Origin of the sequence: Flavobacterium psychrotolerans, from assembly GCF_003097635.1 — a bacterium.
Classification (GTDB): Bacteria; Bacteroidota; Bacteroidia; order Flavobacteriales; family Flavobacteriaceae; genus Flavobacterium; species Flavobacterium psychrotolerans.
Genome location: NZ_QCZI01000011.1, coordinates 77433 through 90249 on the forward strand (window position 1 = coordinate 77433; position 12817 = coordinate 90249).

Below are 12817 nucleotides of genomic sequence, written 5' to 3' on the forward strand. Positions count from 1 at the left end.
TTCTTGTTTTTAAACAATGCCATATGTAAAACTAAGGAATTAATTTTAGTTCAAAAGCTGAATATCCGATAGAAACGCAAAATAGTTTACCGATTACCTTTCCCCATACATTTTCAACAATTGCATCACCGTGTTCCAATTGCGAATGGTGGCCGTCACGTTCAACTTTTTCTCGATATATTTTTGGTCAAACCTCGTTTTTCCTGCGCCAATGACATATTTAATGTAAATTCTGCTGGCGTCTATGCTGGCTTCATCGGGTTTGAATTGGCTTATTTTTAAATCGTTGATGCTGTCGCTCCGCAAGGCCGCGGAAACAAAAGCCACGTATAATTTCTTGGTGTCAATAGCCGCTTCCTTCAAAAAAGGATTGTTCCTGAAACAGGCTTCCAAATCTTCCCTGCCAATAACCACAACGGGGACTTCATGACCAAAAACCTTAAAAATTTCCTGCTTGATGAGAAACCCTACTTTGGCGGGATTAACCTCGTCGGAATCCACAAAAACATTTCCCGATTGGATGTAGGTATGCACGTTTTGAAAACCAATGGCTTCTAAAGTAGTTTTCAGCGCCTCCATTTTTATCATGTTGTGTCCAGAAACATTGATGCCCCGAAGGAGCGCGAGATGGGTTGTCATTTATTATTCTTTTTATTTTTTCAAAGATATTGCGTTTGGAGTATATTTTTGAATTAATTTTTCTGAGGGCTCCATTTTTCAAATTTTCCCATTTCCGAATTTCCCAATTAAAAACTATCTTCGCTCACGCAATAATTCAATCTTTAAAAGGTTGAATTTTGAACAACGAATTTTGAATGTTGAACTGCAACAAATGAGTAATCTCCTCCAAACTCCCATAGAATACCTCAAAGGCGTTGGTCCCAATCGGGGCGAATTGCTCCGCAAGGAATTGGGGATTCACAAGTACGGGGATTTGGTTAATTTTTTCCCCAATAGGTACATTGACCGAACGCGGTATTATAAGATTAACGAATTGCAGAACAATGCCGCCGAGGTGCAACTCATTGGCAAAATCATTAACATTAAAACCGTAGAACAAAAACGAGGCAAACGCTTGGTCGCCACTTTCGTGGATGATACGGGTCAAATGGAACTGGTTTGGTTTCAAGGCCACAAATGGATTCGGGAAAGTTTACAGTTGAATGTTCCCATTGTGATTTTCGGAAAATGCACGTCGTTCAACAGCGTTTTCAACATGGCGCATCCCGAAATAGAATTGCTAAGCGAACATGAACAAAGCTTGCGCTCTGCCCTGCAACCCGTTTATCCTTCGACGGAAATCCTGACGAATCGGGGCATTTCCAATAGGACAATTAATAAAATGATGCAGCAATTGTTTCTGGAAACCCAAGATCAGTTTACGGAAACCTTGCCCAATTATCTGATTGACGAACTGAAACTGATGCCCAAAAAATCAGCTTTATTCAATATTCATTTTCCTAAAAGTGCCGAAGCTTTGGCGAAAGCCCAATTTAGATTGAAGTTTGAAGAACTGTTCTTTATCCAACTGCAATTGATCACCAAAAACCTGATTCGGAAACATAAAATCAAGGGACATCCGTTTACCATTGTAGGCGAAAATTTCAATAATTTCTTCCAAAACCATTTGCCTTTCGACTTGACAAATGCGCAAAAACGAGTGCTCAAAGAAATTAGAAACGACATGGGAAATCCCGCCCAAATGAACCGACTGCTGCAAGGCGATGTAGGTTCGGGGAAAACCATCGTTGCTTTTATGAGCATGCTTTTGGCTTTGGACAATGGATTTCAATCCTGTTTGATGGCACCCACGGAAATTTTGGCGAACCAACATTTTATAGGATTGTCGGAACTGGCTCAGGCTTTGAATATCAACATCAAAATATTAACGGGTTCCACTAAAACAGCCCAACGTAAAATCATTCACGAGGAACTGGAAAACGGCAGTTTGCACATCATTATTGGCACGCATGCGCTACTGGAAGACAAGGTGAAATTCCAAAATTTAGGCTTGGCCATTATAGACGAACAACACCGTTTTGGCGTGGAGCAACGTTCTAAACTCTGGAAAAAAAACGATATTCCGCCCCATGTTTTGGTCATGACCGCCACCCCTATTCCGAGGACTTTAGCCATGAGTTTGTATGGCGATTTAGACATTTCCGTGATTGACGAATTGCCACCGGGACGAAAACCCATTCAAACGGTGCATCGATTTGACAGCAACCGACTGAAAGTGTGGAAATTTATTCGGGATGAAATTGCTTTGGGAAGGCAAATTTATATTGTTTATCCATTAATTCAGGAATCGGAAAAAATGGATTTCAAGGATTTGATGGATGGCTACGAAAGCATATCGCGTGATTTTCCGTTACCACAATATGCCATTTCTATCCTGCACGGCAAAATGAAACCTGCCGATAAGGATGCGGAAATGAAACGATTTTCAGAAGGAAAAACCAATATAATGGTGGCCACTACCGTGATTGAAGTGGGCGTGAATATTCCCAATGCCAGTGTGATGATTATAGAAAGTGCGGAACGTTTCGGCTTGTCCCAACTGCACCAATTGCGGGGTCGCGTGGGTCGTGGTGCCGAACAGAGTTATTGCATTTTGATGACTTCCCACAAATTGTCTAATGACAGTAAAACCCGAATGGAAACGATGGTTCGCACGAACGACGGTTTCGAAATTGCCGAAGTGGATTTGAAATTGCGTGGCCCCGGCGATTTAATGGGTACCCAACAAAGCGGCGTTTTGAATCTGCAGATTGCCGACATTGTTCGGGATCGGGATATTTTGCAACTGGCACGAAACTATGCCGTCAAAATTTTAAAGGACGATGCACCCTTAATAAAACCGGAACACGCCACTTTAAGAGCCGTTTTTATGGAGCTCTGTAAAAAGAAAAATATCTGGAATTACATTAGTTAAATTTCGTAGTAAAATCCCTTTTTGAACAAATTAGAGTTAAATAAAATTTAACTTACAAAACTTTCCCAAATCTATACACTAAATTTGTAAAACTTTAAAAAATAAGTAAAATTGCTCCATTCTGGCAAATCCATTTTACTTAAAAACAATAAAATCTAACAAATGAAAGTTAAGCACATCGTTTATATCTTACTATTTATAGGAATGGGTGGTTTTATCGCCTACCGAATTGTTCAAAACCAGAACAAAAACGACGATTCTAAAGACAAAGGTGGAAAAGGAAAAACCATGACTGTAAGCGGAATGGTAGTAAAACCGCAAACATTTGACAATATCCTTTCTCTATCGGGCTCTATTGAAGCTAACGAACAAGTGGAAATTCGTTCTGAAGTTTCCGGAATTGTCGAAAGCATCAATTTTCAAGAAGGAAGCAACGTAACCAAGGGGCAATTGCTTTTTAAAGTCAACGATATAGAATTGAGGGCGCAATTGGGGCAAGCCAAAACGAAAGAAGGATTGGCCTTTGAAAATGAAAGAAGAGCCAAACTTTTACTTCAAAAAGAAGCCATCAGCCAAGAAGAATATGATATTGCCCGTGCCGATTTAAAATCAGCGCAAGCGCAAAGTCAACTCATTAGCGCTCAAATAGGGAAAACTTCTGTAAGGGCGGCGTTTTCGGGAAAAATCGGATTGCGCTCCATTTCGCCGGGGACGTATATCACGCCAAGTATTTTAGTGTCCCAATTGGTAAACACCGACAAACTAAAAATTACCTTTTCTATTCCTGAAAAATATACCTTTCAAGTAAAAACGAATTCCAATTTAAGTTTTACGATATCGGGGTCAACCCAAAAATACCTTGCCACAATATATGCCATAGAACCTGCTGTAGCAACGGCAACCAGAACGTTACAGGTTCGTGCCATTGCGGAAAACAAAGACGGAAAACTCTTGCCCGGCACTTTTGCTAATGTAGAATTGCCTTTAGATATTATTAAGGATGCCCTTGTGGTTCCAACGGAGGCCATCATTCCTGTTCAGGGAGGCAAGAAAGTTTTTATAACTAATAAAGGGAAAGCAAAAGAAGTGATGGTGGAAACAGCAACCAGAACCGACGCTTCCATCTTAGTTTTATCGGGACTAAAACCGGGAGATACCGTGTTGACGAGTGGTGTTATGTCTCTAAAAGATGACGCCCCCGTAAAAGTAAAAGTTAACTAGATTGGATTGTGATTTCTCAAATCTAAAATCCCAATCTAAAATCAAAAATCTCTATGAGTTTATCCACTTTAAGCATAAGAAGGCCTGTATTTACCATTGTCATTAATTTGGCGATTGTTTTATTCGGAGGCTTAGGCTATACCTTTCTTGGCGTTCGGGAATTCCCTTCTATTGATCCGGCTCAGGTTTCCATTCGAACAAATTATGCTGGAGCTAATTCTGATATTATCGAGGCACAAATTACCGAACCCTTGGAAAAAGCCATTAATTCTATAGATGGAATTCGAAATGTCACGTCCTCCAGCATTCAAGGAAGTAGCAACATTACCATCGAATTTAATTTGGATAAAAATTTGGAGGAAGCGGCTAACGATGTTCGGGACAAAGTTTCGCAGGCCGTTCGGAGTTTACCAAAAGATATTGATGCGCCACCAGTGGTTTCCAAAGCGGACGCTAACGGTGAGGCTATCATTTCGATGACAGTACAAAGCGATACGAAAAGTGCCTTGGAACTCAGTGATTATGCCGAAAACGTCATTTCGCAACGCTTAGAAACCATTCCGGGTGTTAGTGGGGTCCAGATCTGGGGTCAAAAAAAATACGCCATGCGTTTGTGGATTGACCCCATAAAATTGGCGGCGTATGGCTGTACCGTTTCTGAAGTTCGGGATGCGTTGAACAAACAAAACGTTGAATTGCCTTCGGGAAAATTAACGGGAAACAATACCGAATTGACGGTAAAAACCGTTGGAAATCTATCCAAACCTGAAGAATTCAACGCAATCATCATTCGGACGGACGGTGAAAAAGTGGTTCGTTTTAGCGATGTTGGAAATGCGGCTCTTGGACCGGAAAATTTAGAAACCAAGATGACCCAATCGGGTTTACCCCTCGTTGGCGTTGCTATTGTACCTCTTCCCGGAGCAAATTATCTTGATATTTCTAAAGCGTTTTACAAAGAATTCGAATTGCTGAAAAAGGATTTACCAAAAGATATCCAACTCAACATCGCCATTGACAGTACGGTTTTTGTAAAAAAATCAGTGATTGAAGTTGCGGAAACATTGGGAATTTCATTGCTGCTGGTGATTTTGATTATTTATTTGTTTTTTAGGGATTGGGCAATAGCCTTCAGGCCATTAATTGACATCCCCGTTTCCTTGATTGCAACCTTTTTTATCATGTGGCTTTTTGGGTTCTCCATCAATGTATTGACTTTATTGGCCATCGTTTTAGCAACGGGATTGGTTGTTGACGACGGAATTGTAGTCACCGAAAATATTTTTAAGAAAGTAGAAGAAGGAATGTCACCCATTGAGGCAGCAATTAAAGGCTCTAACGAAATCTTTTTTGCAGTAATTTCCATTTCCATTACCTTGGCCGCGGTGTTCCTGCCTGTGATATTTCTGGAAGGTTTTGTTGGGCGATTGTTCCGGGAATTTGGGGTCGTCATTGGGGCCGCTGTATTAATTTCTGCCTTTGTATCACTGACTTTAACACCCATGTTGAACGCCTATTTAATGAAAGGGGGCCAACAAAAAAAATCAAATTTCTATATTAAAACGGAACCCTATTTTCAAAAACTGAATAGCGGTTATGCTGAAGCTTTACATCGTTTCATGAAAAAAAAATGGTTGAGTTTTCCCATTTTAATTGCTTGTTTCGGATTGATTTACCTGTTTTTTAATGTTTTGCAAAAAGAAACTGCGCCTTATGATGACCGAAGTGCTTTAACAATGAGCATCACGACACCCGAAGGTTCCTCCTATGATTATACAGACCGATTCATGCAGGAGATTTCAGCATTAATTGACGATTCCATTCCAGAAAAAAAAGTAGCATTAATTATAACTTCCCCTGGTTTTGGTGCGTCAACGGTAAATAGTGGCCGAATCCGAATTGCATTATCTGAACCTGATGAAAGAAATCGTTCCCAAAAAGAAATTGCCGAAAAACTGACCAAATGGACCAAGAAATATCCCGAAGCTAAAACATCTGTCGTAGAACAACCTACAATTGCCGTTAATAGAAGAGGCGGTTTACCCATACAATACATTATTCAGGCGCCGAATTTTAAAAAACTGCAAGAAAAAATTCCATTGTTTATGGAAGAAGCGGCTAGCAATCCCACTTTTGCCGTAACAGATGTGAATTTAAAATTCAATAAGCCGGAAATCAATGTAACCATTAACCGGGAAAAAGCCGAAAGTCTGGGCATTTCTGTCATTGATATTGCGCAAACCTTACAACTTTCACTGAGTGGGCAACGGTTTGGTTATTTCATCCGGAATGGAAAACAATACCAAGTTATAGGGCAATTTGACCAAAAAGACCGTTCCAAACCATTGGATTTGACTTCGATGTTTGTCAAAAATAATAAAGGCGAATTAATCCAAATGGATAATGTCGTGACGATAGAAGAACAAAGCAATCCCCCACAATTGTACCATAATAACCGGTATATGTCGGCCACCGTTTCTGCCGGATTGGCTCCCGGAAAAAGCATAAGCGACGGAATTAATGCCATGAATGAGATCAAAGCCAAAGTTTTAGATGATACCTTTACGACCGATTTGGGGGGTGAATCCCGAGATTTTGTCGAAAGCAGTTCCAATACCACTTTTGCCTTTGGCTTGGCTTTAGTCCTAATATTTTTAATTCTGGCGGCACAATTTGAAAGTTTTATCGACCCGTTAATTATCATCCTGACAGTGCCAATGGCCGTTGCCGGAGCCTTGTTTTCCTTGTGGTTGTTCGACCAAACATGGAATATTTTTAGCCAAATTGGAACCGTTATGCTGATTGGATTAGTAACTAAAAATGGAATTTTAATTGTAGAATTTGCCAACCAATTGCGGGAACAGGGCAAGCCAAAATTAGAGGCTATTTTAGAAGCTGCAGAAGCCCGACTTCGACCTATATTGATGACCAGTTTAGCGATTTCGCTTGGGGCATTACCAATTGCACTGTCGCTTGGAGCCGCTTCCACCAGCAGAATTGGGATGGGGGTTGTTATTGTAGGCGGAACGATTTTCTCTTTGGTCTTGACCTTATTCGTCATTCCGGCCATGTATTTAATGTGGTCGAAAGCCCGAAAACATTATCCCGAATTTGATCATATTGAAGAATATGAATCCAGCATAAAAAAAGGCGTTCCTATCGCTATTATAGAAAATGCAATTCCTGAAACCCTTGGAAAACAAACATTTTCCTCAGAAAAAAAAGAAAATAAGTAGCATGATGAATTCAAAAAATTTATTTAAAAGTCTGGTTATATTTTTCTGTTGCATTTTAAAAATAGATGCTCAAGAAATATTAACGCTTGAAGATGCCGTAAAAACTGCTTTAGAAAACAATTATGAAATCAAAATTGCATCGAACAATTTATTGATTGACAAAACCAATGTCACATCTGGAAATGCCGGAATGTTGCCTAAGCTTGCCGCCACGATTGTTGATAACAATGGCATCCAAAATCTCTCTCAAACCAGAGCTGACGGAACCGTTACAAAACTGGATAATGCTAAAAGCAGTACGTTGAATTACGGCGTGGGTTTAGATTGGACTGTTTTTGACGGATTCAAAATGTTTGCAAAAATGGATCAATTGAAACAGTTACAAAAATTAGGGGAAGCCCAGTTAAAACTGACTTTAATCACAAAAATATCCGATGTCAATGCCACCTATTTTGATTTGGTACAGCAACAACAGCAATTGGTGGCTTTGGATTCTACAATAGTCATTTCAAACCAACGATTGGCATTGGCACAAAATCGATTTACGATTGGGAAAGCCTCCAAACTGGAAGTTTTAAACGCACAAGTGGATTTAAATACTGACAAAGTAGCGTTGTTGAGACAGAAAGAAATGTTTGCCAATACTAAAATTTTATTGAATCAGGTACTTGCTAGGGATGCCAAAATTGATTTTAAAGTAGCTGATACTATTGAAGTTGACACTAAATTATTACTTCCGGAAATAAGCGCATTAGCAGAAAAGCAGAATCCACAATTAGAGACTCAAATCCTAAATAAAGACGTTGCCGAGTTGCAGCTAAAACAAATTAAAGCGGCGCGTTACCCGACGGTAAAAGTAAATACCGGTTATAATTTTTCTGAAAGTCATTCCGGTCTTGGTTTTACAACGCAATCTTCCGCCAGAGGGTTGAATTATGGCTTTAGTGCAACATTGAATTTGTTCGATGGATTTGCACAAAATCGAAACGAGAAAATTAGCCAAATTCAAATTGACAATTCAAAAATTGCAATTTATCAACAAAATCTTGCCCTACATTCCCAATTGGCGATTTCCTATCAAACGTATTTAACCAATTTAGAATTGATTGATCTGGAAGAAAAAAATGAGGCTATAGCCAAACAAAATCTAAATATTACCTTGGATAAATTCCGAATTGGAACCATCACTACTCTAGAATTTAGAACGGCACAATTGAATTATGTCAACGCAAAAGTACGCTACAGCAATGCCAAATTTCAAGCCAAATTATCGGAAATAGCATTGAAAGAATTGGCTGGAAATCTTAATTTTTAATTTAAATTTGCAGGAAAAATTTAGCCAAAATGATTTCATACAATACAAAGGACTGGTTTACTTTTATCTTTCGGTTCCATAAAGCCGATACCTTTAGAACCTTATTTCCAATCATGCTTGCCATTGGCGCTTATTCTGGAATTATTGGGTATATGGAAGTCGAATATTGGAAATTATCCGACGACAGTTATGTAAAAAACATCACGATCATGCACGGCATGTTGGGTTTTGTAATTTCGTTATTGCTCGTTTTCAGGACCAATACGGCTTATGATCGGTGGTGGGAAGGGCGCAAAATGTGGGGTGCATTAGTGAATAACAGTCGGAATTTTGCCATCAAATTATCCGTAATCCTACAGGATGAAAAAGATCGAAATTATTTCAGAAAAATGATTCCAAGTTACGCTTCGATTTTACACAAACATCTGAATGATACCGATACGAGCAAACAATTGTTTGAAGATGTAGATTTAGAAATTGACCATCACAAACACAAACCCAATCAGGCAGCTAAAATGTTGTTTCAAAAAATAAACGATTTATACGTTTCAAAGAAAATAACAGGGGATCAATTGATTATTTTGAATGCCGAAGCACAATCCTTTACCGAAATTTGTGGTGCTTGTGAGCGAATCAAAAACACTCCCATTCCCTATTCCTACAGTGCTTTCCTAAAAAAATTCATCTTCTTTTACGTGATGACTTTACCTTTTGGCTACTCTTTTAGTTTGGGCTATTATGTGGTTCCTGTTGTGGTTTTTATTTTTTATGTATTAGCCAGTTTAGAATTAATTGCAGAAGAAATTGAGGATCCTTTTGGAACTGATGAAAATGATTTACCTACCCATAAAATTGCGGAAAACATAAAAAAACATGTAGAGGAATTAATTTAAAAATTTCATAATCAATGTGCTACATGCCATAATTTTTATTAGATTTAAACTCTATTTTTTTTAAAGTTTAAAACTATGAATGGCAATCGTGCTTTTATTAATCCACCGCAATTATCGAACGAGAAATCGTTAAAAACATTGGTTGAAAACAGAACCGTTTACTCTCTAAACCATTGTGAACTCAATCTGTTCGAAACCTATGAATCTTCCGCATTAGTGCCCTTGAAATTCAATGATTTTGTGGTCACCAGCATGTTAAGAGGTAAAAAGATAATGCATCTTTTTGACGATCCAAGTTTTGATTATTTGCCTGGCGAAACGGTAGTTATTCCTTCAAATGTGGAAATGAAAATCGATTTCCCTGATGCTTCAAGAAACAATCCGACACAATGTTTGGCTTTGGCGATTGACAAAAAAAAAATTACCGATACCCTGCATTTTTTAAACGAACGCTATCCCAAAGAAGGAAATTCCCAATTTTGGCAATTGAATTACCAAAACTATTTTTTTTATAATAATGTGGAATTGGCATCAACCATTAACAAATTGATAAAAGAATGCATGAGCACTTCCATCACTAAAGATGCCTTAGCCGATTTGACTTTGCAGGAATTATTGATTCGAATTATTCAAACCCAAACCGCAAAAGCCATTGATGACGGTTTATTCACGGATCCCCAAAATCCTATTACGCAAGTGGTAGAATTCATACGATTGAACTTGAAGGAAAACATCAGTATGAAACATTTGAGCGAAAAAGCGTGTATGAGTACCACTTCATTCTACAGACTTTTCAGAAGAGAATTAGGCATGAGCCCGATAGAATTTGTCATTAGCGAAAAAATAAGGTGCGCCAAACAATTACTCAAAAATCCTACGATACAAATTAATGAAGTGTGCCATTTATCGGGATTTGAAGATTCTAATTATTTCATTCGATTGTTCAAAAAACACGAAGGAATTACTCCCAAACAGTACCAATTGCTGTATGTAATTCACTAGATCTATTCAATATATTTTAAAGGTTCAAGCGATTGCTCTTCTTTTGGTGTAAAAATGCGGTATTCGATTCGGAATGTTTTTTTCAATGGGGTTTCCAAAGAGAATCCTCCCACTCCAAAAGCATCTATTACATCCAAAGTAAAATGCGCATGTTTCCAATATTCGAATAAATCCTTGTCCACCCAAAATTCGGTGTTTTCGATTGTACCGATGCACACATCGCCAAACCGTTGATAGAACCCTCCTTTTTCAAAACATTGTGGCTGTGTCCCTTCGCAACATCCTCCCGCTTGATAAAACATCAAATCACCGTGTTTTTCTTGCAATATTTTAATTAATGCTACTGCTTTTTCTGTGGCAACAATTCTTTTTGTCATCTTTTTTAAATTTAAAATAAAACCTGACAAATTATACAATCTGTCAGGTTTACCATTAACCAAAATCAGCAATCTATTAAAAGAACCCTAATTTCTTTTTGTCGTAAGAAATCAACATATTTTTTGTTTGACGGTAATGTCCCAACATCATTTTGTGATTTTCACGACCAATCCCTGATTGTTTATACCCTCCAAAAGGAGCTCCAGCCGGATAGGAATGGTATTGATTAATCCAGACACGCCCCGCCTGAATAGCTCTTGGAACCTGATAAATTTCGTGTGCATCACGGGTCCATACTCCAGCTCCCAAACCATACATCGAATCGTTTGCAATAGCAATCGCCTCTTCAATAGTTTTGAAAGTAGTAACCGCCAAAACTGGCCCGAAAATTTCTTCTTGAAAAATACGCATTTTGTTATTGCCTTTGAAAAGAGTGGGTTTGATATAATATCCTCCTGAAATATCACCTTCCATATGGTTTTCTTCACCACCAATTAACACTTCGGCACCTTCTTCTTTTCCTAATTTGATATAAGAAAGAATTTTTTCTTTTTGAACCAAGGAAGTTTGTGCCCCCATCATGGTTGTTCTGTCCAATGGATTCCCTAATTTGATTGCCATAGTTCTTTCGATTACTTTGGCAATAAATTTTTCATAAATGTCCTCATGAACTAATAATCGGGAAGGACACGTACAAATTTCTCCTTGATTTAAGGCAAACATCACAGCCCCTTCAATGGCTTTGTCAAAAAATTCATCGTCAGCATCACCTACGGATTTCATGAAAATATTTGGAGATTTCCCACCCAATTCCAATGTCACTGGAATAATATTTTCGGTAGCATATTGCATTACCAAACGCCCCGTTGGTGTTGAACCCGTAAATGCGGCTTTTGACACTTTTTTATTGGTTACCAAAGCTCTTCCAAGTTCAGCACCAAAACCATTTACAATATTTACAACTCCCGGAGGAAGAATATCGCCTATCAATTCCATCAATACTAAAATAGAAATTGGCGTACTTTCAGCCGGTTTTAATACTACGGTATTTCCTGCAGCCAATGCTGGAGCCAGTTTCCAAACAGCCATTAAAATTGGGAAATTCCAAGGAATAATTTGGGCAATTACTCCCAAAGGTTCGCTTAAAGCAATCGAAACGGTTTGCGAATCCAGTTCTGCAATAGAACTTTCTTCGGCACGAATCACACCAGCAAAATATCGGAAATGGTCAATTGCCAAAGGGATATCGGCAGCTAAAGTTTCCCGTATCGCTTTCCCGTTATCTATGGTTTCAACCGTGGCAATGTATTCCAGATTGTCTTCTATAACTTGTGCAATTTTGTTCAATAATATACTCCGTTCCGTAACGGATGTTTTTCCCCAAGTTTGAAAAGCTTCATGCGCTTTATCAACAGCAAAATCGATGTCTACTTTGGTTGAATGTGCTGCCCTTGTAAACACTTTCCCATCTATTGGAGAAACTACATCAAAATATTGGCCACCAATGGGTGCAACAAATTTTCCTCCAATATAATTGTCATACGTTGCCTTAAATTCAGGTCTTTTTACTATGTTCTCCATGTTCTTATATATTTTGTTTTATCAAAAATAGGTCCCTATCCATCATTTGAATAGCACAATTCATTCAACAAGTAGCATTAAATTTTCATATGTGTTTTTTTAACGTTATTTTTTTATAATATTCACACAAATTTATATTTAATTATAATAAATCCTCATTTCAAGAACCTCTAAAATGGAATCAATCGTAATAAAAAACAAAAAAAATTGTTTCTTACTCCAACCTGCAATCCTTATATTTGCATTCTTATTAAAT

9 protein-coding genes are annotated in these 12817 nt (G+C 38.2%); 6 read left to right on the top strand and 3 right to left on the bottom strand.

The window, feature by feature from the left end:
- Positions 1 to 93: 93 nt before the first annotated feature.
- Positions 94 to 639 carry a DUF1697 domain-containing protein gene (locus DB895_RS09745; protein ID WP_116725175.1) on the bottom strand — a complete coding sequence of 182 codons (546 nt, stop codon included), beginning with the start codon at positions 637 to 639 and terminating at the stop codon, positions 94 to 96.
- Positions 640 to 832: 193 nt separating this feature from the next.
- Between DB895_RS09745 and recG the strand changes: the two genes are divergently transcribed.
- From recG to DB895_RS09775, 6 genes are all read left to right on the top strand, one after another.
- Positions 833 to 2935, top strand: a complete 2103-nt coding sequence (gene recG, locus DB895_RS09750) for an ATP-dependent DNA helicase RecG (protein ID WP_116725223.1) — start codon at positions 833 to 835, stop codon at positions 2933 to 2935.
- Positions 2936 to 3097: 162 nt separating this feature from the next.
- Positions 3098 to 4156 (top strand): efflux RND transporter periplasmic adaptor subunit, encoded by a 1059-nt coding sequence (locus tag DB895_RS09755; protein WP_116725176.1) that lies wholly within the window; start codon positions 3098 to 3100, stop codon positions 4154 to 4156.
- A gap of 53 nt (positions 4157 to 4209) precedes the next feature.
- Positions 4210 to 7392 (top strand): efflux RND transporter permease subunit, encoded by a 3183-nt coding sequence (locus DB895_RS09760; protein WP_116725177.1) that lies wholly within the window; start codon positions 4210 to 4212, stop codon positions 7390 to 7392.
- A gap of 4 nt (positions 7393 to 7396) precedes the next feature.
- Positions 7397 to 8707, top strand: coding sequence for a TolC family protein (locus DB895_RS09765; RefSeq protein ID WP_116725224.1), 1311 nt, complete (start codon positions 7397 to 7399; stop codon positions 8705 to 8707).
- Positions 8708 to 8736: 29 nt separating this feature from the next.
- Positions 8737 to 9600, top strand: a complete 864-nt coding sequence (locus DB895_RS09770; RefSeq protein ID WP_116725178.1) for a bestrophin family protein — start codon at positions 8737 to 8739, stop codon at positions 9598 to 9600.
- Positions 9601 to 9675: 75 nt separating this feature from the next.
- Complete coding sequence (locus tag DB895_RS09775) at positions 9676 to 10602, top strand: AraC family transcriptional regulator (RefSeq protein ID WP_116725179.1); 927 nt, start codon at positions 9676 to 9678, stop codon at positions 10600 to 10602.
- Positions 10603 to 10604: 2 nt separating this feature from the next.
- On the opposite strand, the gene DB895_RS09780 is transcribed toward DB895_RS09775, so the two are convergent.
- Both DB895_RS09780 and DB895_RS09785 read right to left on the bottom strand, forming a co-directional pair.
- Positions 10605 to 10979 (bottom strand): DUF779 domain-containing protein, encoded by a 375-nt coding sequence (locus tag DB895_RS09780; RefSeq protein WP_116725180.1) that lies wholly within the window; start codon positions 10977 to 10979, stop codon positions 10605 to 10607.
- 76 nt (positions 10980 to 11055) lie between these two features.
- On the bottom strand, positions 11056 to 12561 hold the full coding sequence (locus tag DB895_RS09785) for an aldehyde dehydrogenase family protein (RefSeq protein ID WP_116725181.1): 1506 nt from the start codon (positions 12559 to 12561) through the stop codon (positions 11056 to 11058).
- Positions 12562 to 12817 lie beyond the last annotated feature (256 nt).